Here is a 25,805-nt window from a genome sequence, read left to right on the forward strand (position 1 = left end):
AGGAAGAGTTTACAGAGCGCCGACGCTTCTGGCTTCACGCGCGGCGATATACGCTGGCCTTCCGTCCACCGAAGGAGCGCCGCCATGCGCCTGCTGTTGTCGTTGTTGCTGCTTGGCTCGTCGTTGCCCGCGCTGGCGGCGACGAAGCTGGACAGGCTGGTCCTGCCGAAAGGTTTCCACGTTGCGCTGTATGCCGACCAGGTGCCGAACGCCCGCGAAATGGCGGTGGGCGCCAACGGCACCGTGTTCGTCGGCTCCACCGGCGCGGGCAAGGTCTATGCGCTCACCGACCGCGATGGCGACGGCGTGGCCGACCAGGTGCGGGTCATCGCCAGTGGCCTGCAACTGCCGATGGGCGTGGCCTTCCACGATGGCGACCTGTACGTGTCGGCGGTGAGCCGGATCGTGGTGCTGCGCGACATCGAGCAGCACCTGGACGCGCCACCGAAGCCCGAGCTGGTCACCGACAAGCTGCCCACCGAGACCCATCACGGCGGCAAGTTCCTCGCCTTCGGTCCCGACGGCAAGCTGTACGTGCCGATCGGCGCGCCCTGCAACATCTGCGATCCGGCGCCGGATCACGGCAAGCTGATCCGCATGAATCCCGACGGCAGCGATTGGGAAGACGTGGCCCGCGGCATCCGCAACACGGTCGGCTTCGACTGGCAGCCCGGCAGCGGCCACCTGTGGTTCACCGACAACGGCCGCGACCTGCTCGGCGACGACACCCCCAGCGACGAACTGAACGAGATCACGGCGACCGGCCAGCACTTCGGCTACCCGTACTGTCACCAGGGCGACACGCTCGATCCGGACTTCGGCAAGGGCAGGAGCTGCAAGGATTACGTGCCGCCCGTGCTGAAACTCGGTGCGCACGTCGCCTCGCTCGGCATGCGCTTCTACGACGGCAACCAGTTCCCGGCCAACTACAAGGGCGCGATCATCGTGGCCGAACACGGCTCGTGGAACCGCACGCGGAAATCCGGCTACCGGGTGATGACGGTGCGCGTCAAGGGCGACAAGGTGTTGTCGTACGCACCACTGATCACCGGCTTCGAACAGGACGAGAGCGCCTGGGGCCGCCCGGCCGACGTGCAGCCGCTGGCCGACGGCAGCGTGCTGGTCAGCGACGACCTGGCCGGCGCGGTGTATCGGGTGACGTACAAGCCCTGAGTTTCGCGTCACGCTCGTCATTCGTGCGCCGGCAGGAAGCGCACTCCACACCCAACCAGGTGGACACACACCATGCAACTACGCAGCGACAACTTCGAAAACAACCAGCCGATTCCGGCCACCTTCACCTTTGGCAAGCGCGCCGATCCGTTCGCGCTGTCCGACAACCACAGCCCGCATCTGGCCTGGAAGAACGCGCCGTCGGCCACCCGTTCGTTCGTGCTCACCTGCATCGACCCGGACGTGCCCAGCCGCGGCGACGACGTGAACCAACCCGGTCGTACCGTGCCCGCGGACCTGCCGCGGGTGGAGTTCGTGCACTGGCTGATGGCCAACATCCCGGCCGAGTGCGGCGAGCTTGCCGCCGGTGCATGCAGCGACGGGATCACCCCGCGCGGCAAGCGCGAACCGTTCGGCCCGCCCGGCAGCGTGCAGGGCGTGAACGATTTCACCGGCTGGTTCGGCGGCGATGCCGACATGGGCGGCGAATACCTCGGCTACGACGGCCCGTGCCCGCCGTGGAACGACGCGTTGCTGCACCACTACCACTTCACCGTGTACGCGCTGGACGTGGCGGCGTTGCCGCTGGTCACCGGCTTTTCGCTGGCCGAGCTGCGCGCGGCGATGGCGGGCCACGTGCTGGAGCAGGCCGAGTTGGTCGGCACCTGCACGCTCAACCCGGACGTGGCTGGCTGAACTGTCGCGGCGCTGAACGTCGGCGCCGCGTGCAGGCAGACAGGGCTTCCCTTCACGCCCGCAAGGCACGGGCTATGGGTGAATGGCGGCACGCGGATGCTCCGCGGCCTACACCCCCACCCGAGGATCCCCCCATGCTTCACTACGCCCTGGTTTTCCTGGTCATCGCCATCATCGCCGCCGTGCTGGGTTTCGGCGGCATCGCCGGCGCCGCTGCCGGCATCGCCAAGATCCTGTTCGTGATCTTCCTGATCCTGGCGATCATCGCCTTTTTCCGCCGCGCCAGTTGACCCCTGCCGATCGCGACGCGGGCGCGCCATACTGAGTCTTTCCGGAGCCAAGCAATGAACAATCAAGTCAGCAGCAACGACCAGCCGGCCGGCGATCGCATCGACGAGCGCGCCGAGCGGATCAAGCAGGCCACGTCGGCCGCCGTCGCCAGCACCAAGGACAGCGTCGAGCGTGCCGCCGACCACGTCGAGGAAGGCCTGCACCGCGCCACCGACAAGGCGGCCGGCGCGGCGCACAAGGCCAGCGACAAGGCTGCCGAGGTCAGCGAGCGCAGCCGCGAGGTGTATGACCAGACGATGGATCGCGCCGATGCCTGGCTGGAGCAGGCGCGTGACTACGTGCGCGAGAAGCCGGTGCAGTCGGTGGCCATCGCGCTGGGCGCCGGCTGGCTGCTCGGCCGCATCCTGCGGCGGTGAGCCATCCGGACCAGACCGATCCCGTGAACGGCGACGGTGCATCGACTCATGCGACAGCGGCGCCGGACCCGGCGCCGCTGTCGTCTGGTCTGCTCGCCGAACTGGGCCAGTTCGGGCGCGCCATCCGGCATCTTTTCGGCGCCCAGCTGGCCTTGCTGGCTGCCGAGCTGGGGCTGGCGCGCAGCGCCGTTTCGTGGATGCTGCTGGCCGCGCTGGCAGCCACCGTCGCGGGCGTGGGGCTTGGCCTGACCCTGCTGGGCCTGGTCGGCGTGGCGCTGGCCGCGTGGTGGGGTTCGTGGTTCTGGGCGTTGCTGGGGCTGGCCGTGCTGCAACTGCTGTTCCTGCTCGGCGCGATCATCCTGTTCCGCCGCTGCATGCACTGGATGAGCCTGCCCGCCACACGCAGCGAATGGGGTGCGATGATGCGCGAAACGCTGCACGAGGACGCGGACAAGCCGGCCGCACCTTCCGGGCAGCGTGATGGGGGAACGCCATGAGCCTGTTCGACCGCCTGGCCAAAGTGAAATCCGCCCAGCTGCGCATGCGGCTGGCGCGGCATGAACTCGCCGCGCCAGCCGCGCGGCTGCTCGCCCGCGGCCGCGAAAACCCGTTGACCACGGTGGGCGTGGCCGCCGGTGCCGGAGTGGTGTTGGGCACGCTGGACGTGCATCCGCTGCGCGTGCCGGGATTCGGCTCGCTGTTGAGCGGCGGCCTTGCCGAAGTGGTGGCGCAGGGCACCCGGCTGGTGGCCGACTTCGCCGAGGTCAGCATGGCGAAACACGCCGCGGCGGACATCGCCGAGCCCGGCGAACAGGCATGAGCAAACCGGCATGAGCGAACCCGAACCACTGCCGACGCTGGCGCCCGGCACTTCCGTTGGCGTCGTCGCCGAGGTCGCGGTCGCCGAAGAGCTCGAACCGCCGCCCGGCCCGGACACCCCACTGCGGCGACGCAACCCGGTGCTGGGCATACGCCGCCACCTGCGTGCGATCCGCCTGGTCTTCAACGCCTTGCTGCTGCTGGCCCTGCTGTACACCATCACGCTGACCAAGGCCTTGCTGATCCCGCTGGTGCTGGCCGCCTTCATCGGCCTGGCGCTGAATCCCATCGTGGCCTTCGGCGCCCGTGTGCGCATCCCCCGCTGGCTTACCGCGATGGTGCTGATGATCGGCCTGATCACCGGCATCGGCAGCGGCGTCGGCCTGCTGGCCCAGCCGGCCATCGGCTGGTTCCACGGCGCGCCCACCGCGATCCGGAGTTTCGTGCCGAAGCTGCGCAGCTTCACCAAGCCGCTGGAGGCAGCCAACCGTGCCACCCAGACCCTGGTCAGCGGTTCCAGTACCCGCGCGGCCGTGCCGCAGTCCGCGCCGATCTCGATCAGCGCCTGGGACGTGGTCTCGACCGCGCCGAAGGTGCTGGCGGCCGTGCTCAGCGTGCTGCTGCTGGTGTTCTTCTTCCTGATCTACGGCGATTCGATGCTGCGCCGGCTGGTCGAGATCACCCCCAGCTTCGCCTACAAACGACACGCGGTGACGATCGTGCGCGGCATCCAGACCGAGATCTCGCGCTACCTGCTCACCGCATTGCTGATCAACGCCAGCCTCGGCGCGATCACCGCCGGCATGCTGTGGCTGTACAAGGTGCCCGACCCGCTGCTGTGGGGCGCGGTGGCGATGTTCGCCAACTTCATTCCCTATGTGGGCGCGATCGTCACCACCACCTTGCTGGCGGTGGTGTGCATGCTGTACGCCAACGACGCCAGCCTCGAAGTGTTCCTGCCGGTGCTGACCTTCGCCGGCATCACCGCGGTGGAAGGCAACCTGATCACCCCGCTGATCCAGGGCGCCAGCATGCGGCTGAGTCCCATCGCGATCCTGCTGTGGCTGCTCGTATGGGGCTGGCTGTGGGGCATCCCCGGCGCGCTGCTGGCCGTGCCGATGCTGACCTGCACCAAGCTGATCACCGAACGCGTGCGCGGCTGGGAGTGGTTCGCCCACATCGTGCAGCGCTGAGCGCGATCCGCGTCGTGTCCGTCAGAGGTCGTCCCGCGACAGGTTGAGCAAGGTATAGGAACGCTGCTCGCCTTCGAACCTGTCGCCGCTCGCGGATACCAGCGTCACGTGCCGCTGCACCATGATCACGTCGCTGATGATGACGCCTTGGCGGATCGTCGTGTAGCCGCTCCAGCTGGCCTTGCCCGGGATCACCGACACCTCGATGGTCTTGCCGGCGGTGGTGGTGATCTGCATCGGCTTGCCCCTTTTCTCGCGCGACTGGTCGTCGGACGACGGGCCTTCGCCGCTGTCGGTGCGGGTCAGCGTGACGACCCCGTCGCGCGGATCGGCACGCAGCACGTGCACCTGTTCCGTTCCGGCCGGGCCGATTTCCCAGGGCCTGGGGATGGCGACGTCCCAGCTCACGCCGGCGCGGAGCTGCTCCGGCGCCTTGCCCCACAGCAAGGGATTGAAGATCACGCCGCTGGTCTGGTCGTTGATGCGGCACTTGCCCGCATGGCAGTTGGTGATGCCGTCGCGAAGGATCTCGATGCCGTGCACCGGCCCGTTGGCCGGATGGCCGTCGTAACGATCGGCTTCGTCGAAGACGAAGGACTTCGCCGTCACGCCGGTCACCGTGTAGTCGGCGGTGCCGCTGATGCGATCGACCTTTTCCTCGAACCCCGCGCCCCGGGTCGAGACGGTCTTGGCGAACACGTCGGACAAGTGTTCGCCCACCTTGAGTTCGGGGCGCAGGAAGTTCGTGGCGGGTTCGGCATGGACCCATGAGATGCCCAGGCAAGACATCGAAACGCACAAGGCGAGAAGGCGGGCGGCGCGGAAGCGGCGGGTCATGACGGACTCCAGAAGTGGGTGCTGTCGACGGTCGTCCATCGACGCGGGCGCGATGGCCGGTCAGTGCGCGATGCCATGGGCGCGCAACACCCCGGAAATGTCGAAGCGCCAGAGATTGCGCGAGCCGTTCAGCGGCGACTGCAGCCGCCGCTGCAGCGAATCCGCGTCGTCGCGGGGCTTCGGAAACCGCAGCTCGTCGCGGCGCGCGCTCGACACGAACAGTTCGCCGAACGCCGGCCCCAGCGACGGCGCGTTTTCCAGCGTGCGGCTGTTGACGTCGTCGCCCAGGTGCTCGGGCTTGCCCCAGCCGCCATCGGGCTGGCGGAACACGATGTAGATGTCGGCGCTGCCCAGCGCATCGCCCTCATTGCCGGCGTACAGAAGGAAGCGCCCGGCCGGGTCCACCGCGGGGTCCATGCGGTTGTTCGCGGGATCGCCCAGCGGCACCTGCTCCGGCACGGCATGGCCGTGATCGCGTGCCACGTAGATCTGGTACGCCTTGCCGGAATCCGCGCGATGGGCCGAGAAGTAGATGTCGCCGTTGGCCGCCACCGACGGGTTGTAGATCATCGCGCCGTCGTTGAGTGCGCCGTCGACGTGCACCGGCGCGGCCCATCCGCCAGCGGCCTGCCGTTCGACGAACCACAGGTTCGTGCCGGGAAAACTGCGTCCGTTCATCGTCGCCGTCACTGGTGTGCCGCCCGGCCGCAGCGGCCGGTTGGAGACGAAGTACAGGCGCCGGCCATCGGGCGACAGCGTCGGCTCGGAGTCGTGCCACTCGCCGGAGAACCCGGCGACCTGCGGCGTCGACCAGCGATCGCCCGCGCGATGCGAGACCATGATGGTGTCGTCGGCTTCGGCGAAATCCGAGCGCATGAAGTACAGCGTGTTTCCGTCCGGCGTCAGCGCGACCGAGGTTTCCTGCAGGCCGGTGGAGATCACCCCTGCCCCCAGCAGCGCGCCGGCGCAGGCGAGTGGTGATGCGAAGGCGAGTGCGAGGCTGGCGACGAAGGCGAGGTTACGTGGCGTCATGGCTGTTCCCTGTCGAGTGATGGGGGCTTGCCGCGGCTTCGCGCGAGCGCGGCGCGTCGAGCCACGGTGCCAGCGACATTTTCCAGATGTGATCGTTGCCGTTGTCCCACGCGCGCATCCGCGCCAGGTCGTCCCGCGCCTGCGCGCCCGTGCGCGGGTAGCTCACCTTCGCCGTGTAGTTGCTGGTGAAGTACAGCGTGCGGGCGTCCGGGCCGAGGTGCGAACCCCAGGGCTCATAGCGGTTCACCGCGTCGCCGAGGTCGACCGGCGCGCTCCAGCCCGCGCCGTCGCGGAAGGCGATGTACAGCCGGTCGGGTTTGTCCTTGCCCGCGTAGTTCGCGTCGAACACGATGAACGACTGGTCCGGCGCCACCGCCGGATCGAGTTCGTGTGCGGCCGGATCACCCAGCGCGAGGCGCTGCGGTGCCTGATAGCGGCCATCGCGCCAGGCCGTGCGGTAGAGATGGAATTCGTGGGTGGCCTCGTCGCGCCGCTGGTAGTACACGTCGCCGTTCGCCGCCACGCTGGGCGCGTACATGCTGGTGCCCACGTTCACCGCGTCGGGCAATCGCTGCGGTTCGCCCCAGCCGCTGCCGTGGCGGTCGACCCGCCACAGCTGGCCGCCATGCAGCGCCGCCCCACCGGCCACCGCGGCCCGGTTGGAGGTGTACACCAGGAACGAACCGTCCGGCGCCATCGCCGGATCGTGGTCCTGCCATTGCCCGGAGAACGAGGCGATCCGCGGCGTCGACCAGCCATTGCCCACGCGATGCGCTTCCATGATGAAACCGTTCCAGCGCGCCTGTTCGTCGAAGTAGACGGTATTGCCGTCCGGCGCAAAGGTCAGGCAATCCACGCCGGAAGGACCGGAGATCGCGCCGGGGGCGAAGACTTCTGGCGATGGGGAAGTCACGCTGGCGGCGTGGGTTGCGGTCGTGCCGAAAATACCCAGCGCGACGAGGCCGCTGGCGAGCAGGGTGAGCGAGCGGTGGGCCATGCGTGTTCCTCGGCGCGATGATGTGCGGCCGAGTCTGCGCAGCGGCGCCAGCGCATCGCCGCCGCTTTGTGACGAGCGGAGGGTCGCTGTGATCAGCGGTTGTCAGCGCGGGACAATCGGCTCCGCCTCACCGCGGAATCTTCGCGCTGCACGCCAGGCCCGTTGTATGAGGGCGTGCGATGCTTTTGCCGCTCCCGCGCTCACTCCCGAACGGCCCGCTCGCATCGTTCACGCCGACAAACCTCGCAGCCCCCACTCTGTCATGCCTGCGAAGGCAGGCATCGCACTTCAGCTGGTAGGCCTGCCGCGAAGCTTGCGCTTAGAGCAAGAGCTTTCGTCTGCCTGCGGCAGCCGAGTTACTTTCTCTTTGCGTGGCCAAAGAGAAAGATAACCAAAGAGAAAGGCCACCCCGCTTGGCGCTTGTTGGGCATCCTGCCCAACAAGCCCGTGAGCCGTGGCCGGGCTTTTCGACAGGGCATCCTGCCCTGGCGAAAAGGAGCCGACATCCCTGTCGGCTCCCGCTGCGCGGCCTGTCGACCCCGCCTCACCGCCGCACAGGGGCCGCGGGTAGAGCAGCGGACCATCGTGGCCCGCACTCGGTGCGCAACCGCTGCGCGGTTGCGAGAGCTGGCAAGTCTCGGCATGAAACGGTCACTCGAAAGTGAACTCTGACTCGAGCTTTGGTTGATGGATATGCATGTCGCCCCGCGCGGCCCGCGTGGCCAGATCGGTGCCTAAGTGAACCCGACCCCGTTTTTCGTGGCACCAACGATGCCAAGCGCCTGCTCGGCCCGGTGCCCGCAATACGCGAAGCCTTCATCGCGATTCAGGCGCATCTCTATCAGTAGTTGCAGCGGTATGCCGAACCATGGAGTAGGCGGAAGCAGGTCGAATCACATGTTCGCAGAGAAAGTTCACTCTGGCCCTTGAGGTTGGCTCAGTAACGCGGGCGGGGCTTTTTCGGCGGTGGACCGGGTTCGGTAAAGGCCATGCCCACGATGGCGGCATCGGCAATGATGGTTTCCAAAGCAGCCTTGCCCGCTTCGTTGACATAGAGCACCGCGGCGGCGGTCAGCGGGTCCTTGAACACGGCCGCGTCGACTGGCACCCGTTCCTCAATGAATGCTTCTTTCACGATCGAGCCGCTCGGACGCTTGGCCGAGCGAGCCTCGTCGATGCATGGGATGAGATTCGTCACGTTGTAGAACCAGCGCGATTCACCCGCGCAGTCCATCTCCAAGAACTGCCCGAAACGTGACAGGAAGGGCTCGAGCGCCGTCTTCGACTTGTCATTCATGACCAAGGCACCAGGCGTCAGCGCACTGACGTCCGCCAGCGGCCTGGGTTTCTTCTTTCCAGGTTCGACGAACACTTCGACCTTGGGCTTGCTTGACCAGGAGAGGTTGGCGCCAGTGGCGTCGAACATGCCCGACTCGACGTCCTTGTCGCTGGCAAAGACCAACGGAGCGAAGTCATTGACGGAGCCACTTTTGAGTTCCCATACCTTCACTTCCATCACCTCAGTAGTCGAATTCATCATTGAGGATGTCGTACCGGATGTCTTGCAGAGCCTTCCGGCCGTTTGCCTGGTTCGAAGGCTTCGCGAGGATCAGCCGCGAGGTCACTGCGAGGTGGTAGGCCGTCGTGTGAATGACTTCATGTGCTGTCGCCGCATCGAGACCTGGAACTACGGACGACCATTTCTTCGGAAGATAGACGCCGTTGTCCGCATCGTTGATGCCAATACCCCAACGAAACAGCAGTGTCCGCGAACGGCTCGCGCGTTTGTCGGCTGCGGCCACGATGTGATGCGCATCGGCTTCGGCATGCTTGGTGCTGCCGGTAGCCTTCGAGATGTTGCGAGCGAGTGTTCGCGAATGCCTCACCTTGCGGTTCGCGTCGGCACGGAGCTTCTTCGCCTTCGCCGGCAAGGTCACACCGTTTTCGTAGCGCACTCGGGCCAGACGTCGCTGCAGAAGAAGCTCGTTCCTGAGTTCGTACGCATTGGCGTGCGCGTCCGTCGGGACGATAAAGTTGGCTTCGACCGTCAGGTTGAGAATGTCTTCTGTCGTATCGGTCGGCGGCACGACGAGGTTCGGACTTCCTTTGCCCATGTTCTTCTTCCTGTATGCATCAGCCAATAAGCCAGGACGCTTCGTCGGAACAAGCGCACCAACCTGCATCAAGGTTAGTGCGTAATGCCCATCGGTGACAACGATCAACCGGCCGATGATGTAACGCGGTTAGTCGGGCCCAGCGCGCAACGTCAGCGCAACCCCAGCACCGCCCTTGCCCCGGCCCGAAACCGCCGACTCAGATCCAGCCGCGTCCCGTCATGCAGCACCACTTCCGCCCCGCCCTTGAACATCGGATGCACCTCGCGAACCCGCGCCAGGTTGACCAGGGTGCCGCGGTGGATGCGCAGGAACTGGGCGGGGTCGAGTTGCGCCAGCACGTGGCGCAAGGTGTCGCGGTGCAGGTAGCGGACGGGGCCGACGTGGATGTGCAGGTAGTTGCCGTCGGCGCGGATCCAGTCGATGTCGTCGACGGCGAGCACGCGGATGTGTTCGCCGTGGCGCACGCTGAGGCGCTGGGCGTAGCCCCCGGCGGCCGCGCTTTCGAGCGCCGGGCCGGCAGTGGCGTGCAGGCCTTGCCAGTGCTGGTTGACGCGCGCCATGGCCTGGTCGAAGCGGGCTTGTTCGATCGGCTTGAGCACGTAATCGAGCGCCATCGCGTCGAACGCGCGCAGCGCGTGTTCGGCGAAGGCGGTGGCGAACACCACCAGCGGCAGGCGGTCGGGGGCGAGTTCGTCGAGCAGTTCGAAGCCGTCCATGCCGGGCATCTGGATGTCGAGGAACAGCAGGTCGGGACGCAGCACGCGCACGGCCTGCATCGCCTCGGCGGCGTTGCCGCATTCGCCGACGATTTCCACTTCGTCGTGGCTGGCCAGCGCCTGGCGCAGGGCGAGGCGCGCCAGCACTTCGTCGTCGACCAGCACGGTGCGCAGGCGCGGCGTGCTCATGCGGCGTGCTCGACGTAGGGCAGGCGCACTTCGGCGCGGGTGCCGCCGCCGGGAATCGCGCTGAGTTCGAGCTGCGCCGCGTCGCCGAACAGCATGCGCAGGCGCGAGCGCGTGTTGCCCAGGCCGATGCCTTCGGCCGTGCCCGCCGATGGCAGGCCGAGGCCGTCGTCGTCGACGCGCAGTTGCAGGTGGTCGCCGTCGCGGCGGGTGGAAATGCGCAGGATGCCGGCGCCGGGCTTGTCCTGCAGGCCGTGGCGCAGCGCGTTCTCCACCAGCGGTTGCAGGATCAGGTTCGGCACGGCCGCGGCCAGCGTGTCGTCGTCCACGTCGAGCTCGGTGCTGAGCCGGTCCTGGAAACGTACCTGCTGGATGCCGAGGTAGCAGGCGAGGAATTCCAGCTCGCGCGACAGCGGCACCTGCGGCGCGTGGCGCTCCTCCAGGGTGAGCCGCAGGAAGTCGCTGAGCCGCGCGATCATCAGCCGCGCCTGCAGCGGGTCGGCCAGTGCCAGCGCGGAGATCGCGTTGAGCGTGTTGAACAGGAAGTGCGGCTGCAGCTGCATGCGTAGCGCTTGCAGTTGCGCCTGCGCCAGCTGCGTCTCCAGCTGTGTGCGGCGCAGCCGCTCGTCGCGCAGGTGGCGGCGCGATTCCATCCCGCGCAACACCACCAGGATCACCCAGTAGGTGAGCACGGCCAGGTGGAAACTGTAGGCGAACTCCATGCGGATGTACGCGGCCAGCGTGTGCACCTCCATCCGCCCGGGGCCGCTGAGGTTCCAGAACAGCACCAGGTGGGCGAGCAGTTGCAGCAGCGCCACGCCCAGGCTGGCCGGCACCTGCACGGCGAAGAAGCGGCGCCAGCTGTGCCCAGCGGTCTGCCGGCCCAGCCAGCCGACCAGCGGCACCAGCGCCATCCACAACCAGAAGTTGGAAAGGTTCCAGCTGAGCGCGCGCAACCAGTTCGGCGGATAGCCTTCGCTGATCGATGACAGCCCGCCGCTCAGCGCATAGGACAGCGCCAGCCCGGTCCAGAAGGTGAGCGCCAGTGCGTGTTTCTTCCAGCGGGTGGACTCGTGCCTCATGCGATGCTCCCGCGCTTCAGTCGATGGGTGACACGTCAGGACGGCAGTGTGCCGCCGTGGCGCGGGATGGAACAGTGCTGGACGATCGACGCGTGCAGCGCGCCCTATCGCGCGTCGTGATGACAGCGGCATCGCCGCGGTGACCTGCGGGGTGCTGGTGCCGTGGAGTCGGCGGGATTCATCGTCCGCTGTCAGGCGCCGGATCATCAGCAAACCTCACCACCGTGTTGCCGCCGGGCCATTCGTGGTGCCGGACGATGTCGCCGTCGGCGGGCCGCCATGGCTTGCCCAGCCGGGCGATATCGTCGTAGCGGCCCAGCCGTTCGAACCTGCGGATTTCGAACGGCAGGCCTTCGCCACCCAGCGGTGAGCTCGCGTCGGCGACGTGAAAGTGCAGGTGCGGGCCGGTGGATTCGCCGGAGAAGCCCAGCGCTGCGATGACCTGGCCCGTACGCACGCGCTCGCCCACGGCGACGCGGATGCTGTCCTTGCGCAGGTGTTCGTAGAACGCGTAGCGGCCGTCGGCAAGCTGCAGGGCCACGTAGTTGCCCGCATCGTCCTCGGGGGCGTGATGCGTGCGCTGCGAGATGCGCGACGGTTCGTTCATGCCGTCTCGCACCGCCGCCACGCGTGCATCCGCCACCGCCAGCACGTCGGCGCCGTGGCCGTACCATGCCTGCGCCAGGTCGGCGTCGCCGGTGGCGAAGCGGCCGTGTTCGTCCAGCTTCACCCAGTCGATGGCGAAGCGGCCGGGCAGGCGGGCGTGGCCGTCGACGCGGTAGAACACGCGCCGGTGGCCACGCGGCCAGTCCGCGTCGTGGATCGCGGCCCACGGCCCGCCGCGCAGCGGTGGCGCCAGCAGCGATGGTCTGGTCCGCGGCAATGCCAGTGGAGCGCCGCTGCTCCGAGATGTGTCGTTTGCCCCGGCAACGCGATAGCTCACGCAGTGACGGAGGGTATCGATGCCTTGGTGGCCCGGCAGGGAAACATCAATGAACAACACCACCTGCTGGCCGGGCTCGATCAATGTTCCCGCGACTGGCAGCGAAGATTCCGGATTCGACGCGGGCGCTGGCACCGCGCCGAAGCGAGCGGTGTGCTGATCCAGCGTCTTGCCCGACAGTTTGGTGATGAGCCGTCCGTCGCGCCCGTCGCGCACGACAAATTCCTCGAGCGTGATGCGCTTGTCGGAGCGATTGGCCAGCAACACCTCATAGTCGAGCTGCCCATGACCTTCCACGCGCACCGGTGTGGGCGGTAGCGGAATCGTCAGGTCCAGCCCATCGCCAACCGGAGCGCCGTGTGCGCGGGAGGCGATGGCGCAGGCCGCGATCAGCACCAGGGCCAGCCAGGCGTTTGTCGCAAGGGGAGGTTTCATGGCTACGCTCGGTTCCTCGTCGTGACGCCGCCGCCGGAGTCGTGCAGGGTGGCAGCGGCCGATGTCGCTGTCGCCGATACGGTGATGACCGGCGCCTTGGCGATGACAAGCGGTACGGCGGCGGTACGGGCGGCGTCCGTGCAATGCCATGACCGCCGGGTGCCTGGTTTCATCCGCCTGTCACCACATGGCGCGCCTTCGTCACCGCGATGATGCGGCAGACGCGCACGCGCCACACATTGGCCTGGCGGCATGTCGTCCGCGCAAAGAGGGTCGCAGCAATGCACAAGCAACGCAGGTTTTCCGTGGCCGTGGCGTGTATCGCCGTGCTGGTGCTGGCCGTGAACTGGACCATTGCGGCGACTGTCGCCACCGCGACAGGCAGCGCAGAGGCAGAACATTCGAGGGCAGCGGTGATCGCAGTCGACCAGCACTGGCTGGAAGCCGAGCTCGGTGGCGACACCGTCTGGCTCGACGACCTGCTGCTGCCCGAGTACCGCTCGATCAGTGCCGACGGCTCGGTGCATGCGAAGGCCGCGATCATGGCGCACGCCGCCAGGAACCGCGGCAATGACGAGGAGCGGCGCAAGGTCGAGGCGTGGCTGAAGACGCACCCGTCGGGCCAGGACGTGGTGATCCACGGCGACACCGCGATCCTCACCTTCCACGACCCGAAGCAGGGCGCGGCCAGCGGTGTGCGTTCGTCCGATGTCTTCGTCTACGTGGACGGGCGCTGGCACGCGCTGTATTCCCAGCACAGCGCGGCTGCTGCCGGCTAGCGCAGGGAGTCTGCCCGCCGAAGATGGAAGCTGCTCACCGGTGGAATGGGTCGCCGTTCCATCGAGCGTGGAGGGTCGATGCCGTTCGACTTCGGTGCTGCGCACCTGCGTTCGGGGCGAACGGCGGGACAGGCATCGAACCTCGGGATTGCTCCGTCCGCGCAAGCAGGCCTACGCGGGAGTGGCCATGGATGGCCGCGGAAGCAGGAGCAGGCAAGTCGACGTGCCCGGCCTCACCAGGCGATGCGCTGGCGGTCGCGATAGAAGCCGCCGGTGAGCGGCGCGGGCAGGCAGGCGGCCCACACGATGCCCGCTGCGCCGTCGGCGACCGGGCGTCCGCCGGGGCCGCCCATGTCGGTGGCGACCCAGCCGGGGCAGACCGCGTTGACCTGGATGCCGCTGCCGTCGAGCTCGTTCGCCAACACGCGCGTGTACGCATTCAGCGCCGACTTGGAGACCCGATAGGCCGGGCAGTTGGCGCTGTCGGTGGTGCTGGCGCCGCAGCCGCTGGAGACGTTGACGATGCGGCCGTAACCGTGCCGGCGCATCAGCGGCAGCATCGCGCTGGACAGCCGCCAGCTGCCGAACAGATGGATGTCCATCGCGTCGCGCGCCGCGGCAATGTCGGCGGTGGCCGGTCGCACCGCGGGGTCATAGTGGGCGCCAGCGTTGTTGACCAGCACGTCGAGCCGGCCATAGGTGATCTCGATCCAGCGCGCCAGCGTGTCGATCTGATCCTGCTGGGTGACGTCGAGCTGCACCGCGACCACCTCGCCGGGTGCCCCGGCCAGCTTGCGCGCCGCATGCAGGCCCTTGTCGAGATCGCGCGCGCCCAGCAGCACGGTCACGCCGCGCTCGCTGAGCTGGCGCGCGACCTCGAAACCCAGGCCGCGATTGGCGCCGCTGACCAGCGCCACGCGGTAGACCGGCGTGGTCGCGGGCGCCGCCGGGACGCGTCGGGCGGGCCGGCTCATGGGGCCGCGTCACCCTTGGCCACGGCGCTGCACTGCTCGTCGCCGCAGGCCTGCCAGCCGCCGCCCAGCGACTTGTACAAGGCCACGGCGCGGGTGTTGATCGCCGCCTCGGCCTGGGCCAGGTCGTCCTCGGCGGCGAGCTCGGTGCGCTCGGCGTCGAGCAGTTCGAGGAAGCCGGTGGCGCCTTCCTGGTAGCGCACGCGGGCCAGGTCGGCCGCGCGCTTGCTCTGCGTGGCCTGCTCGATCAGGTGGTCGACGCGGATGCGCTGCTGGTTGAAGCCGGTGACCGCGTTGTCGATGTCCTCGATCGCCTCCAGCACGCTGCGCTGGTAGTTCGCCTGCGCCGCATCGGCGCGCGCCTCGCTGGCGTGCAGGTTCGCGCGCACCCGCTGCACGTTGAGGCCGGACCAGCTGATGCTGGGCGCCAGTGACCACGCCCGCGTCGACGGGCTGCCGAAGTCATTGCTGCGCCCGGACAGGAAGCCGAGGAAGCCGCCCAGCGAGATGTGCGGGAAGAAATCCGCCTTGGCCACGCCGATCCGCGCGGTGGCGGCGGCGTATTCGCGTTCGGCCATCTGGACGTCCGGACGGCGCGACAGCACGTCGCCGGCGTCGCCGATCGGCAAGGTCGCGGCGATCGGCGTGAAGCTCTTCGGCGACACGTCGATGTCCAGCTCGCCCGGGCGCTCGCCCAGCAGCACGGCGAGGCGGTATTCGCTGGCGCTGGCCTGGGTCTGCAGCAGCGGCAGTTGCGCCTGCACCGCGCTGAGCCTGGCCTTGGCGCTGGCCACGTCCTGTTCCGCACCGGTGCCGACCTGCTGGCGCACCTCGGTGAGGTGCACGGTCTGGCGCTGGTTGTCGATGTCGCGGCGGGCGATGTCCAGCCGCAGCTGGCTGCCGCGCAGTTCGAAATAATTGCGCGCGACCTCGGCCAGCAGGCTGACCTGGGCATCGTGCAACGCGGCCTCGCTGGCGCCGAGATCGGCGCCGGCCGCTTCCACCGAGCGACGCACGCCGCCGAACAGGTCCAGCTCCCACGACGCGTCGAAGCCGGCCTGGTAGGTCGTGGTGGTGCTGCGCTGGTCGCTGAAGCCCGGTTGCTGGCCGCGGCTGCGGGTGTAGTTCACGCCGGTGTCGATGGTCGGCAGGCGGTCGGACTTGGCGCCGCTGAGCAGCGCCCGCGATTCCTGCAACCGCGCCACCGCGATGCGCAGGTCGAGGTTGTTCGCCGCGGCGTGCTGGATCAGGGCATCCAGCGTCGGATCGTTGAACTGCTTCCACCACGTGGCCTGGAACGCCGCGTTGCTTTCCTGCGCGGCGTCGAGGCCCTGCAGTTGCGGCGCGGCAATTTTCGCGGCGTGGTAGTCGGGACCCACGCTGGCACAGCCAGCGAGGATCAGGGCCGCGCTGAGCGCGGCGATCTTCAGCATCGTTTTCATCAGTGGTTCTCCAGCGCCGGCAGCGCATGCGCCGCGGCGCGCTCGGCTGCGCGCGCCTCGCGGCGTTCGACCAGGGCGCGAATCAGTACGTAGAACAGCGGCGTGTAGATCAGCCCGAAGATGGTGACGCCCAGCATGCCGGCGAACACCGCCACGCCCATCGCGTGACGCATCTCGGCACCGGCGCCGTGCGAGGTGACCAGCGGCACCACGCCCATGATGAAGGCGAACGAGGTCATCAGGATCGGGCGCAGTCGCAGCTTGGCCGCTTCCAGCACTGCCTCGTGGCGGCTCATGCCTTCATGCTGGCGTTCGCGGGCGAACTCCACGATCAGGATCGCGTTCTTGCACGCCAGTCCGACCAGCACGATCAATCCGATCTGGGTGAAGATGTTGTTGTCGCCACCGGAGAGCCACACGCCGGCAATCGCGGACAGCAGCACCATCGGCACGATCAGGATCACCGCCAGCGGCAGCGACCAGCTCTCGTACAGCGACGACAGCACCAGGAACACCAGCAGCACGCACAACGGGAATACCAGGATCGCGGTGTTGCCGGCCAGGATCTGCTGGTAGGTCAGCTCGGTCCACTCGAAGCTGACGCCGTTCGGCAGGTTGTCCTTCGCCAGTTTTTCCATCGCCGCCTGCGCCTGGCCCGAGCTGAAGCCCGGCGCCGGGCCGCCGTTGATCTCGGCGGTCGGGTAGCCGTTGTAATGCTGCACGCGATCCGGGCCGGCACCCTGCTGCACGGTGACGAACGAACCCAGCGGCACCATCTGGCCCTGCGCGTTGCGCGTCTTCAGCTGCAGGATGTCCTGCGGCGTGTGGCGGAACGCCGGGTCGGCCGACACATTGACCTGGTAGGTGCGGCCGAAGCGGTTGAAGTCGTTGACGTAGAGCGAGCCCATGTACGCCTGCATCGTCTGGTACACGTCGCCAAGGTTCACGCCTTCGGCCTTGGCCTTCTCGCGGTTTACGTCGGCGTCCACCTGGGGCACGCTGACCTGGAAGCTGGAGAACAGCCCGGCCAGTGCCGGATCCTTGCGGCTGGCGGCGATCAGGTTCTGGGTCTGCTTGTACAGCTCGTCGAAGCCGCGGTCGCTGCGATCCTCGATCTGCAGGCGGAAGCCGCCGATCGTGCCCAGCCCCATCACCGGCGGCGGCGGGAACACGGCGATGTACGCGTCCTGGATCGAGGCGAACTTCTGGTTCAGCGCGCCGGCGATCGCACCGGCCGACAGCGAAGCGTCGCGGCGTTCCTCGAACGGCTTCAGCGTGACGAACACGATGCCGGAGTTGGTCGAGTTGGTGAAGCCGTTGATCGACAGGCCGGGGAAGGCCACGGCATGTTCGACGCCCGGCTGCTTCAGCGCGATCGCGCCCATCCGCTGGATCACGTCCTCGGAGCGGTCCAGCGAAGCCGCGTCGGGCAGCTGCGCGAACGCCACCAGGTACTGCTTGTCCTGGCCCGGCACGAAACCGGTCGGCACGTGCGAGAAGCCGAACCAGGTCAGCGCGATCAGGCCGGCGTAGATCACCAGGGCCAGCTTGCCCTTGCCGACGATGCGCTTGACGCCGCCCACGTAGCGCTCCGAACCGCGATGGAAGACGCGGTTGAACGGACGGAACAGCCAGCCGAATGCGCGGTCGATCCAGACCGTGAGGCGGTCCTTCGGCGCGTCATGGCCCTTCAGCAGCACGGCGGCCAGCGCCGGGCTCAGGGTCAGCGAGTTGAACGCGGAGATCACCGTGGAGATCGCGATGGTCAGCGCGAACTGGCGATAGAACTGGCCGGTGAGGCCGCTGACGAAGGCGGTCGGGATGAACACCGCGCACAGCACCAGGGCGGTGGCCACGATCGGGCCGGTGACTTCGTGCATCGCCTTGCGCGTCGCGTTTCGCGGCGTTTCGCCCAGTTCGATATGCCGCTCGACGTTCTCCACCACCACGATCGCGTCATCGACCACGATGCCGATCGCCAATACCAGTCCGAACAGACTCAGCGCGTTGAGCGAGAAGCCGGCCAGGTACATCACCGCGAACGTGCCGATCAGTGACACCGGCACCGCCACCAGCGGGATGATCGAGGCGCGCCAGGTCTGCAGGAACAGGATCACCACCAGCACTACCAGCAGGATTGCTTCCAGCAGCGTATGCGCCACCGCCTCGATCGAGCCACGCACGAACACGGTCGGGTCGTAGACGATCGAATAATCCACTCCCTGCGGGAATTCCTTCTTCAGCTGCGCCATGGTGGTGCGCACTTCGTCGGAGATCTGGATCGCGTTGGAGCCGGGCCGCGCGAAGATCGGCAGCGCCACCGCGGGCTTGTTGTCGAGCAGGCTGCGCAACGCGTAGTTGTTCGAGCCCAGGTCGATCTTCGCCACGTCGCTCAGGTGGGTGACGCCACCGTTCGCGTCGGTGCGCACGATGATGTTGCGGAAGTCGTCCTCGCTGACCAGCCGGCCGCGCGTGTTGATGTTGAGCTGGAACGCGGAGTTGGACGGGCCGGGCGGCGCGTTCAGCGCGCCGGCGGCGACCTGCACGTTCTGCTCGCGGATCGCGTTGATCACGTCACCGGTGGTGAGCGAGCGCTGCGCCAGTTTCTGCGGGTCCAGCCACACGCGCATCGAGTATTCGCCGGCGCCGAAGATCTGCACGTCGCCGACGCCGTCGAGCCGGCCCAGCACGTCCTTCACGTGCAGGCGCGCGTAGTTCGACAGGTACAGCATGTCGTAACGCTGGTCGGGCGAGGTGAGATGCACCACCATCGTGAGATCGGGCGAACTCTTCTGCGTGGTCACGCCGAGCCGCTGCACTTCCTCGGGCAGTTTCGGCAGCGCCTGCGCCACGCGGTTCTGCACGTCGACCTGGGCGGTGTTGAGGTCGGTGCCGAGCGCGAACGTCACGGTCAGGGTGAGCGCGCCGTCGCTGGTCGCCTGCGAGGAGGTGTACAGCATGCCTTCCACGCCGTTGATCTGTTCCTCCAGCGGCGTGGCGACAGTCTGCGCGATCACTTTCGGGTTGGCGCCCGGGTAGGCAGCGCGCACCACGACCGTGGGCGGCACCACTTCGGGGTACTCGCTGATCGGCAGCTGGAACACCGCGATGGAGCCGGTGATCACGAACAGCAACGACAGCACGGCGGCCATGATCGGCCGGTCGACAAAGAATTGGGCGATGTTTTTCATGCAAAGAGTCCTCGACGAAGCCGTTTCGCGGCTTCGGTCTTCTTTTGCTCCTCCCCCTGCGCAGCAGGGGGAGGTGGGGAGGGGGTAACGCTTTTGCTCTTGGCTTCTTGGCTGGCTGGAGGGCTTCACCCCTCCCCAACCCTCCCCTGCACGCAGGGGAGGGAGCGCATCGTCAGCCTTGCGGTCGTTTCGGCGCAGCCGCGGCGGCCAGCTCCACGTCCTGTTTCGGTGCGGTGGCGCCACGCTCGACCAGCGCCTTGTCCGCCGCTTCCAGCCGGTAGCTCATCGCCACCTTCTGCGGATTGACCTCGACGCCGGGGCGCACGCGCTGCAGGCCGTTGACCACCACCAGGTCGCTCGGCTGCACGCCGCTGTCGATCACGCGCAGGCCGTGGAACAAGGCACCGGTGTCCACCTTGCGGTATTGCACCTTGTGCTCCTTGTCGACCACGTAGACGAACTGGTTGCCGAGGTCGGTGCCGATGGCGCGGTCATCCACCAGCACGCGCGACTTCGCCTGGCCGCTCTGCAGCTGCACGCGGGCATACAGGCCGGGCGTGTACAGGCCGTCGGCGTTGTCGAACACCGCGCGCAGGCGCATCGTGCCGGAGCCGGTGTGCAACTGGTTGTCGACGAAGTCCAGGCGACCCTCATGCGGGTAACCGGATTCGTCGGCCAGGCCCATCGCCGCCTCGATCCGCGCGTTGTGGCCGGCCTGCTTCGCGTCGGCGCGCAGGTGGTCGAGCTTCAGCCAGGTCTGCTCGTCGACGTCGAAGTAGACATAGACCGGGTTTACCGAGACCACGCTGGTCAGCACGTCGCTGCTGGTGACCAGGTTGCCCGGAGTGACGCGGGCGTTGCTGACGCGGCCGTCGATCGGCGAGCGCACCTTGGTGAAGTCCAGGTTCAACCGTGCCGCGGCCAGCGCGGCGGTGGCCGCACCGAGCTGGGCCCGCGCGCTTTGCGCGGTGGTGTCCTGACGATCGGCTTCCTGCTTCGCGATCGCGTGCTGGGCCAGCAGCATTTCGGCGCGGCGCTGGTTGGTCTGCGCCAGGTTCAGTTCGGCCTTCGCCTGCGCCTGGTTGGCGACCAGCCGGTCGACCTCGGCCTGGTACGGGCGGGCGTCGAGCTGGAACAGCACGTCGCCCTTGTGCACCAGCGCGCCTTCCTGGAAGTGCACCGACTCGACGAAGCCGCCGACCCGCGGTTGCACCTGCACCGTGTTGACTGCTTCCAGCCGGCCGGTGAAGTCGGCGCTGTCACTGACCTTGCGGGTCAGCGCCTGGGCCACGGTGACTTCGGGCGGCGGACCGCCGGCGGGGGTCTGCGCCTGGCTGTCGGTGCCGTGCAGCAGCACCCAGCTGCCCAGCACGGTGACGGCGATCAGGGGGACCAGCATCCATTGTTTTTTCATCTTGCGCTCCCAACACCTTGGTTGCCGGGCAGGGGTTCCCGGCGAGGGTCGAGAGAATAGGTGTACTTCTCGGTATAGAAAACCCGGTTCTTGCGCATTACACTCGTGCGCTACAGTCACGAATCGACGAGGAATTGAAGCAATGGAAGACTTTTCCGCCATATCGACCTTCGTCCGCGTGGTCGAGGCCAAGAGTTTCGCCGCCGCCGCCAGCCAGCTGGGCATGACCCCGTCCGGCGTCAGCCGGGCCGTTTCCCGGCTGGAAACCCAGCTCGGCGCGCGGTTGCTGTTCCGTTCCACCCGGTCATTGCGTTTGACCGACGATGGGGCTGCGTTCCACGCCCGTTGCAAGGAGATCCTCGCCGACCTGTCCGAGGCCACCGAGGCGCTGGGGCATGCGCGCAGCCATCCGGTGGGCAAGTTGCGGGTCGCCACGCATTCGGCGATTGGCCGTGCCGCGCTGATCCCGAACCTGGCCGAGTTCGAGCAGCGCTACCCGGACATCCGGCTCGAACTGGCGATGTGCGACTACCACTTCGACCTCAACGAGGAAGGCTACGACTGCGCGATCCGCATGGGCGAGCTGGCCGATTCCAACCTGATCGCGCGCAAGCTCGGCTATTTCAACAACGTGCTGTGCGCCTCGCCCGCGTACCTGCGCAAGTACGGCGCGCCGCAGAACATCGAGGAGCTCAAGCAGCATCGCTGCATCAACTACGTCTATCCGAGCAGCGGCAAGCCGTACCAGTGGCAGTTCGACACGCCGGGCGGACGGGTTGCGCTGGACATCGACGCGCACATGCTGATCAACGACGGCGAGTCGGTGATCCAGGCCGCCGTGGCCGGGCTCGGCATCATCCAGATCCCGCACTGCCTGGCGGCCAGTGCGCTGGCCAAGGGTCAGCTGGAGATCGTCATGGCCGACACGATCTCGACCGGCTCGCCGGTGTGGATCGTCTACCCGCAGAAGCGTCATCTTTCCGCGCGGGTGCAGGCGTTCATCGGCTGGATCAGCGAGCTGTTCGAACGCACCAGCAAGCCGCAATGCCAGCTCGCCGGGTTGCCGGGGAAGCTGTCGCGGGTGCCGCCGCGTGAGCGCGAGACGCTGGCGATCAGCGAAAGGGCGGCCTGAGGCCAGCGGCTTCCCGGCCTGCGACGTCGGCCAGGTTGCCGTCCATGGCGAAGTTGTCCATGTGCAAAAATCCGCGCATCCGATGGATGCGCGGACTCCGGTGCGGGCTTACCAGCTGAAGCCGACGCCAGCCGACGCGCTGTGTTCGCTGCCCGCGATGGCACCGGCAAAGGAGACACTGGCGCGGTTGCCGATCGCGCGGCGATAGCCCACCGCGATCGCCTGCTGGCCACCTTGCATGCCGACACCGACGCCCAGATTGTTGGCGCCGCCCAGGCCGGACGTATTCGCCGCCAGTCCGGCGTACGCCGCGCCGGTGGCACCGATCCGGTCGATCCGACGATCCTGCTGGCGGAAGCGCTGGTCGACCTGGTTGCGCAGGTTGTCGAGGTCCGCGCCCATGATGGCAAAGCGCTGGTCGGTATAGGCGTTGGCGGCGCTCAGCGTCTGCTTGTTGACCTCGCTGACGTAGCTCTTCGCCGCTTCAATGGCGATCTGCGACTGTTCCTCGACGTAGCTGTGCATCTCGTCAACCGACCCGCCGCCGCTGCCGGCCGGGCCCTCCGGACCGGTATCGCCGGTATCGCCCTTGTCTCCCTTTGGCCCGTTCGCACCATCGGCGCCGTCGTTACCGTCGACGCCGTCCTTGCCATCGGCGCCGGCCAGGCCATCGACACCATCGTTGCCGTCGACACCGTCCTTGCCATCGGCGCCAGCCAGGCCATCAACGCCGTCCTTGCCGTCGACACCGTCCTTGCCATCGGCGCCAGCCAGGCCATCAACGCCGTCCTTGCCGTCGACACCGTCCTTGCCATCGGCGCCRGCCAGGCCACACCGTCCTTGCCATCGGCGCCGGCCAGGCCATCAGTGCCGTCCTTGCCGTCAACGCCGTCCTTGCCGTCCGCACCGGCCAGTCCATCGGCGCCATCCTTGCCATCAATCCCGTTGATGCCGTCAACACCATCGACACCGTTCACGCCATCCTTGCCGTCGATGCCATCCCGGCCGTCCTTGCCGTCCGCACCGGCGGCACCGGTGTCACCCTTCGGGCCGGGGATGCCGACACCGCTGGCGACCTTGCTGTAGAGATCGGTGAGCTTGCCGTCGACGGCGGCGAAGGCGGCGCCAACATCGCTGTAGTTGCTGCCCTGGATTCCATAGCTCGGCATGGTGAACACCCCGCCCGCATAGCTGGCGCCGCCGCCCAGCGCGTTGGCAAACGGATACAGCTGCGACAGGTTCACCGCGTCGGTGTCCATGCTGCCGGCCAGCACGTTGACGATCTGCCGTTCGTTGCCGGCCGAACCGACCGAGACCGTATTGGCGCGATCGGCGATCGAGCCGGCGCCCAGGGCGACCGCGTTGTCGACGCTGGCGCGCGCATCGCTGCCGATGGCGGTGGACTGGTCACCGCTGGCCATGCTGGAAGCACCCAGCGCCAGCGAGCGCTCGCCCAGCGCCAGCGGACCACCCCAGATCAGCGCGTTGACCACGGCGGTGCGTTGCTCCGGCGTCACCGTGACACCGTCGATGCTGATCAGGTAGCTGTACAGGTCGTAGGCGTTGGTCGGGTCGTAGGCCGGGTCGACCTCGACCGCCATGCCGCCAATCGAGGTGAGCCGACCCACGCCGTCATACACGAATTGACGATTGCCCACCGAGGTCAGTCGGTGCGAGAAGTCCGTGGTGCTCGGCACATACGTGCCGCCGCCGCCCACGGCAGTGGCACCGTTGCCGACCGCTGCGCCACCGCTGCCCGCGGCGACGCTGTCCGTGCCCAGTGCCACGTTGCCCCAGCCCAGTGCGCTGGCGTGTTCGCCGTTGCCCTGGTTGCCGTGCCCGATGGCCACGGCGTACTCGCCGCTGGTGCTGTTGAATGAGCCGATGGCGTTGCTGTAGAGGGCATTGGTGTTGTTGTTGTCGCCGATGGCATTGCTCTGGCGGCTGCGGGTCTGGTTGCTGTCGCCGATGGCGTTGCTGAAGTCATCCCAGGTGCGGTTGTTCGATCCGAACGCGTTGCTGCCATAGCCGCCGGCAAGGTTGAGCAGGCCGACCGCGTTGCTGGACTCGTCGGCACGGTTGCCGGTACCCAGCGCACTGGCGCTCCCGCCTCTGACCTGGTTGCCGGAGCCGATGGCGTTGCTGTTGTAAGCCACGCTGTCGGTGCGGTTGCCGGTGCCAATCGCATTGCTGTACGAGCCTGACGCGTAGTTGGTGTTGCCCATCGCCACGCTGCCGTCGCCGTAGGTGTTGCTGTCGAAGCCGACGGCGACGCTGTTCTCCGTGGTGGCGCTGGCTTGCACGCCGACGGCGGTGGCGTTGAGCGCTATGGCGCGTACGTGATTGCCGAGGGCCACCGCGTTTTCGCCGCTGGCGGTACTGCTGATGCCGAACGCCGCCCCGAAGTCTGCGGAAACATGTACACCGTTGCCGACGGCCACGGCCGTGTTGCCAACGCTGTAGGTCATCTCCGAATAGACGTCGGTGAATCCATCACCGTCCAGATCCACGTCCCTGGCATACGCGCCATCGCCATCGGCATCGAACCAGCCGCCGATGGCGAGGCTCTTGTCGCTAGCGGCATAGCTGTAGAAACCCATGGCTGTGCTGTTCTGGCCGTCGGTCAAGTTGGAGTAGCCCACGGCGCTGCTGAAATCACCGTGGGCGGAGTTATGCGAGCCGATGGCACTGCTGGATTCGTCATAAGCGAAGGAAAAGGAGCCAATCGCATTGCTGTTGGTGCCGTTGGCGGTATTCGATGCACCTATGGCGCTGGCATATTCGCCCTTGACGGTGTTCCCGACACCCAGGGCGGTGCTGAGTTCGCCGGAAGCCTTGTTGAGGACGCCAAAGCTGATCGCATACCTGCCCGAAGCACGATTGCCAAGACCGATGGCAACGGCCCGATCGCCATCGGCGTTGGTCATCTCCGAACTGGATTCATTGATGCCATCGAGGTCCAGATCCAGGTCGAGGCTGTAGGTGTCGTCGCCGAACAGATCTGCCCAGCCGCCGATGGCGATGCTGTAATCGCCGAAAGCGCCGCTCTGGTAGCCCATGGCCGTGCTGCCCGCACCATGGGCGTTGTTGATGTAGCCAACCGCTGTGCTCGCGTCCGTATTGGCGATATTGCCGGCGCCAAGGGCGCTGCTGCTGTGGCCCCAGGCAAAATTCTCCGCGCCAAAAGCACTGCTGTACAGGCCGTCGGCCCTGTTGTGGGAACCAACGGCCGTGCTTTCAAATGCACTGGCCAGGTTGAAGTAGCCGATTGCGTTGCTGCGTTCGTTCGAGGCGGTATTCAGATTGCCAAAGACGCTGCTGCGCAAACCGCTGGCGACGTTCTCGGAACCGAAGGCGTTGCCACTCATGCTTGCGGTGTTCTTGTAGCCGACCGCACTGCTGTAAGGATCGGTGGCGGTGTTGATGCTGCCGAAGGCGTTGCCAAACACACCGGTAGCCTGGTTGCCGTTGCCGACGGCGCTGCTGTTGTTGCCGTTCGCCGAGTTGTTGCTGCCGAACGCATTGCTGTATTCGCCCCTCGCCCGGTTGTCGTAGCCAAAGGCACTGCTGAACTTGGCGAGGGCCCAGTTGTAGCTGCCAAAGGCGCTGGCGTACCAGTGCGCTGATTTGTTGCTGTAGCCAAAGGCGTTGGCGCCCTCGCCGCTGGCACTGTTGCTGAAACCGTACCCGCTTGCGTTGGGCGAACACGTTGCGTTGCTGGAGCCGTGCTCCTGACCCTGGTCGGTGTTTGGGACCGGGAAAATCGGGCTGCCATCCGGATTGACGCATGCCGCATCGGCGGCAAGTGCGCCCAATGGTGTGCTCAGCAACAGCAGCAAGCTCAGTACCAATGGACGGCGCCGCAGTGCGCGGCTGTGGCGAATTTTGTGGCTCTTCATGGAATCCCCCTTGAGTTGGATGCGCTCGCCCCCCCCGGGCGTGG

The 25,805-nt window shown here is 67.2% G+C and carries 23 protein-coding genes; 9 read left to right on the top strand and 14 right to left on the bottom strand.

The genetic code is table 11. The features are described 5' to 3' along the window. The first annotated feature begins 84 nt into the window (after positions 1 to 84). The 7 genes from ASD55_RS00635 to ASD55_RS00660 all read left to right on the top strand — a co-directional run bounded on the left by ASD55_RS00635 (position 85) and on the right by ASD55_RS00660 (position 4,588). Positions 85 to 1,173, top strand: a complete 1,089-nt coding sequence (locus tag ASD55_RS00635; RefSeq protein WP_056762967.1) for a PQQ-dependent sugar dehydrogenase — start codon at positions 85 to 87, stop codon at positions 1,171 to 1,173. Positions 1,174 to 1,245: 72 nt separating this feature from the next. After that, a complete protein-coding gene (locus ASD55_RS00640; RefSeq protein ID WP_056762970.1) occupies positions 1,246 to 1,869 on the top strand; it encodes a YbhB/YbcL family Raf kinase inhibitor-like protein in 624 nt (207 codons plus the stop codon). Between the two features lie 134 nt (positions 1,870 to 2,003). Then, positions 2,004 to 2,159 carry a DUF1328 domain-containing protein gene (locus tag ASD55_RS17850; protein WP_007809737.1) on the top strand — a complete coding sequence of 52 codons (156 nt, stop codon included), beginning with the start codon at positions 2,004 to 2,006 and terminating at the stop codon, positions 2,157 to 2,159. A 54-nt stretch (positions 2,160 to 2,213) separates the two neighbouring features. Then, entirely contained in the window at positions 2,214 to 2,576 is a 363-nt protein-coding gene (locus tag ASD55_RS00645; protein ID WP_056713833.1) for a DUF883 family protein, read from the top strand. Beyond that, entirely contained in the window at positions 2,573 to 3,073 is a 501-nt protein-coding gene (locus tag ASD55_RS00650) for a hypothetical protein (protein WP_082542591.1), read from the top strand. Before ASD55_RS00645 ends, ASD55_RS00650 begins: the two co-directional genes overlap by 4 nt. Next, positions 3,070 to 3,396, top strand: coding sequence for a hypothetical protein (locus ASD55_RS00655; protein ID WP_056762973.1), 327 nt, complete (start codon positions 3,070 to 3,072; stop codon positions 3,394 to 3,396). Before ASD55_RS00650 ends, ASD55_RS00655 begins: the two co-directional genes overlap by 4 nt. 10 nt (positions 3,397 to 3,406) lie before the next feature. After that, positions 3,407 to 4,588, top strand: coding sequence for an AI-2E family transporter (locus ASD55_RS00660; RefSeq protein WP_056762976.1), 1,182 nt, complete (start codon positions 3,407 to 3,409; stop codon positions 4,586 to 4,588). Between the two features lie 21 nt (positions 4,589 to 4,609). Here the strand turns inward: ASD55_RS00660 and ASD55_RS00665 are convergent, their stop codons facing one another. The 8 genes from ASD55_RS00665 to ASD55_RS00700 form a co-directional block, all read right to left on the bottom strand. After that, entirely contained in the window at positions 4,610 to 5,425 is an 816-nt protein-coding gene (locus ASD55_RS00665) for a hypothetical protein (RefSeq protein WP_056762980.1), read from the bottom strand. A gap of 60 nt (positions 5,426 to 5,485) precedes the next feature. Continuing rightward, positions 5,486 to 6,457 (bottom strand): PD40 domain-containing protein, encoded by a 972-nt coding sequence (locus tag ASD55_RS00670; protein WP_056762984.1) that lies wholly within the window; start codon positions 6,455 to 6,457, stop codon positions 5,486 to 5,488. Then, on the bottom strand, positions 6,444 to 7,454 hold the full coding sequence (locus ASD55_RS00675; RefSeq protein WP_056762986.1) for a PD40 domain-containing protein: 1,011 nt from the start codon (positions 7,452 to 7,454) through the stop codon (positions 6,444 to 6,446). The genes ASD55_RS00670 and ASD55_RS00675 overlap by 14 nt, the downstream gene beginning before the upstream one ends. Positions 7,455 to 8,391: 937 nt before the next feature. Further along, the gene (locus ASD55_RS00680) at positions 8,392 to 8,970 is read right to left on the bottom strand and encodes a hypothetical protein (protein WP_056714807.1); all 579 of its coding nucleotides are present in this window, start codon (positions 8,968 to 8,970) and stop codon (positions 8,392 to 8,394) included. A gap of 4 nt (positions 8,971 to 8,974) precedes the next feature. Next, positions 8,975 to 9,568: an AHH domain-containing protein gene (locus tag ASD55_RS00685; protein ID WP_056714810.1), complete on the bottom strand. Its 594-nt coding sequence runs from the start codon at positions 9,566 to 9,568 to the stop codon at positions 8,975 to 8,977. 152 nt (positions 9,569 to 9,720) lie between these two features. Further along, entirely contained in the window at positions 9,721 to 10,476 is a 756-nt protein-coding gene (locus tag ASD55_RS00690) for a response regulator (protein ID WP_056714813.1), read from the bottom strand. After that, a complete protein-coding gene (locus ASD55_RS00695; protein ID WP_056762989.1) occupies positions 10,473 to 11,555 on the bottom strand; it encodes a histidine kinase in 1,083 nt (360 codons plus the stop codon). The genes ASD55_RS00690 and ASD55_RS00695 overlap by 4 nt, the downstream gene beginning before the upstream one ends. A gap of 178 nt (positions 11,556 to 11,733) precedes the next feature. After that, the gene (locus ASD55_RS00700) at positions 11,734 to 12,933 is read right to left on the bottom strand and encodes a M23 family metallopeptidase (RefSeq protein ID WP_162248768.1); all 1,200 of its coding nucleotides are present in this window, start codon (positions 12,931 to 12,933) and stop codon (positions 11,734 to 11,736) included. 281 nt (positions 12,934 to 13,214) lie between these two features. Between ASD55_RS00700 and ASD55_RS00705 the strand changes: the two genes are divergently transcribed. After that, complete coding sequence (locus ASD55_RS00705; protein ID WP_235577684.1) at positions 13,215 to 13,712, top strand: DUF4440 domain-containing protein; 498 nt, start codon at positions 13,215 to 13,217, stop codon at positions 13,710 to 13,712. A gap of 233 nt (positions 13,713 to 13,945) precedes the next feature. Here ASD55_RS00705 and ASD55_RS00710 read toward each other — a convergent pair whose 3' ends face one another. From ASD55_RS00710 to ASD55_RS00725, 4 genes are all read right to left on the bottom strand, one after another. Next, positions 13,946 to 14,686, bottom strand: coding sequence for an SDR family oxidoreductase (locus ASD55_RS00710; protein ID WP_056762994.1), 741 nt, complete (start codon positions 14,684 to 14,686; stop codon positions 13,946 to 13,948). After that, positions 14,683 to 16,125, bottom strand: a complete 1,443-nt coding sequence (locus ASD55_RS00715) for a TolC family protein (protein WP_056762996.1) — start codon at positions 16,123 to 16,125, stop codon at positions 14,683 to 14,685. The genes ASD55_RS00710 and ASD55_RS00715 overlap by 4 nt, the downstream gene beginning before the upstream one ends. Then, on the bottom strand, positions 16,125 to 19,316 hold the full coding sequence (locus ASD55_RS00720; RefSeq protein WP_056762997.1) for an efflux RND transporter permease subunit: 3,192 nt from the start codon (positions 19,314 to 19,316) through the stop codon (positions 16,125 to 16,127). The genes ASD55_RS00715 and ASD55_RS00720 overlap by 1 nt, the downstream gene beginning before the upstream one ends. A gap of 172 nt (positions 19,317 to 19,488) precedes the next feature. Next, positions 19,489 to 20,730, bottom strand: coding sequence for an efflux RND transporter periplasmic adaptor subunit (locus tag ASD55_RS00725; RefSeq protein ID WP_235577685.1), 1,242 nt, complete (start codon positions 20,728 to 20,730; stop codon positions 19,489 to 19,491). 142 nt (positions 20,731 to 20,872) lie between these two features. On the opposite strand from ASD55_RS00725, the gene ASD55_RS00730 reads away from it, so the two are divergent. After that, entirely contained in the window at positions 20,873 to 21,862 is a 990-nt protein-coding gene (locus ASD55_RS00730; protein WP_056763001.1) for a LysR family transcriptional regulator, read from the top strand. A 108-nt stretch (positions 21,863 to 21,970) separates the two neighbouring features. Here ASD55_RS00730 and ASD55_RS00735 read toward each other — a convergent pair whose 3' ends face one another. Beyond that, positions 21,971 to 22,387, bottom strand: a complete 417-nt coding sequence (locus ASD55_RS00735; protein ID WP_056763003.1) for a YadA-like family protein — start codon at positions 22,385 to 22,387, stop codon at positions 21,971 to 21,973. Next, positions 22,303 to 25,761, bottom strand: a complete 3,459-nt coding sequence (locus ASD55_RS18225) for a hypothetical protein (RefSeq protein WP_056763004.1) — start codon at positions 25,759 to 25,761, stop codon at positions 22,303 to 22,305. Before ASD55_RS18225 ends, ASD55_RS00735 begins: the two co-directional genes overlap by 85 nt. Between the last annotated feature and the right edge of the window lie 44 nt (positions 25,762 to 25,805).

Origin of the sequence: Rhodanobacter sp. Root561 (assembly GCF_001427365.1) — a bacterium.
Lineage (GTDB): Bacteria > Pseudomonadota > Gammaproteobacteria > Xanthomonadales > Rhodanobacteraceae > Rhodanobacter.

What these genes read in the sequence shown, in the direction of transcription:
- ASD55_RS00635 (WP_056762967.1), top strand. Translation starts at nt 85, where the DNA reads ATGCGCCTGCTGTTGTCGTTGTTGCTGCTTGGCTCGTCGTTGCCCGCG.
- ASD55_RS00640 (WP_056762970.1), top strand. Translation starts at nt 1,246, where the DNA reads ATGCAACTACGCAGCGACAACTTCGAAAACAACCAGCCGATTCCGGCC.
- ASD55_RS17850 (WP_007809737.1), top strand. Translation starts at nt 2,004, where the DNA reads ATGCTTCACTACGCCCTGGTTTTCCTGGTCATCGCCATCATCGCCGCC.
- ASD55_RS00645 (WP_056713833.1), top strand. Translation starts at nt 2,214, where the DNA reads ATGAACAATCAAGTCAGCAGCAACGACCAGCCGGCCGGCGATCGCATC.
- ASD55_RS00655 (WP_056762973.1), top strand. Translation starts at nt 3,070, where the DNA reads ATGAGCCTGTTCGACCGCCTGGCCAAAGTGAAATCCGCCCAGCTGCGC.
- ASD55_RS00660 (WP_056762976.1), top strand. Translation starts at nt 3,407, where the DNA reads ATGAGCGAACCCGAACCACTGCCGACGCTGGCGCCCGGCACTTCCGTT.
- ASD55_RS00665 (WP_056762980.1), bottom strand. Translation starts at nt 5,425, where the DNA reads ATGACCCGCCGCTTCCGCGCCGCCCGCCTTCTCGCCTTGTGCGTTTCG.
- ASD55_RS00670 (WP_056762984.1), bottom strand. Translation starts at nt 6,457, where the DNA reads ATGACGCCACGTAACCTCGCCTTCGTCGCCAGCCTCGCACTCGCCTTC.
- ASD55_RS00675 (WP_056762986.1), bottom strand. Translation starts at nt 7,454, where the DNA reads ATGGCCCACCGCTCGCTCACCCTGCTCGCCAGCGGCCTCGTCGCGCTG.
- ASD55_RS00680 (WP_056714807.1), bottom strand. Translation starts at nt 8,970, where the DNA reads ATGGAAGTGAAGGTATGGGAACTCAAAAGTGGCTCCGTCAATGACTTC.
- ASD55_RS00685 (WP_056714810.1), bottom strand. Translation starts at nt 9,568, where the DNA reads ATGGGCAAAGGAAGTCCGAACCTCGTCGTGCCGCCGACCGATACGACA.
- ASD55_RS00690 (WP_056714813.1), bottom strand. Translation starts at nt 10,476, where the DNA reads ATGAGCACGCCGCGCCTGCGCACCGTGCTGGTCGACGACGAAGTGCTG.
- ASD55_RS00695 (WP_056762989.1), bottom strand. Translation starts at nt 11,555, where the DNA reads ATGAGGCACGAGTCCACCCGCTGGAAGAAACACGCACTGGCGCTCACC.
- ASD55_RS00700 (WP_162248768.1), bottom strand. Translation starts at nt 12,933, where the DNA reads ATGAAACCTCCCCTTGCGACAAACGCCTGGCTGGCCCTGGTGCTGATC.
- ASD55_RS00705 (WP_235577684.1), top strand. Translation starts at nt 13,215, where the DNA reads ATGCACAAGCAACGCAGGTTTTCCGTGGCCGTGGCGTGTATCGCCGTG.
- ASD55_RS00710 (WP_056762994.1), bottom strand. Translation starts at nt 14,686, where the DNA reads ATGAGCCGGCCCGCCCGACGCGTCCCGGCGGCGCCCGCGACCACGCCG.
- ASD55_RS00715 (WP_056762996.1), bottom strand. Translation starts at nt 16,125, where the DNA reads ATGAAAACGATGCTGAAGATCGCCGCGCTCAGCGCGGCCCTGATCCTC.
- ASD55_RS00720 (WP_056762997.1), bottom strand. Translation starts at nt 19,316, where the DNA reads ATGAAAAACATCGCCCAATTCTTTGTCGACCGGCCGATCATGGCCGCC.
- ASD55_RS00725 (WP_235577685.1), bottom strand. Translation starts at nt 20,730, where the DNA reads ATGAAAAAACAATGGATGCTGGTCCCCCTGATCGCCGTCACCGTGCTG.
- ASD55_RS00730 (WP_056763001.1), top strand. Translation starts at nt 20,873, where the DNA reads ATGGAAGACTTTTCCGCCATATCGACCTTCGTCCGCGTGGTCGAGGCC.
- ASD55_RS00735 (WP_056763003.1), bottom strand. Translation starts at nt 22,387, where the DNA reads ATGCACAGCTACGTCGAGGAACAGTCGCAGATCGCCATTGAAGCGGCG.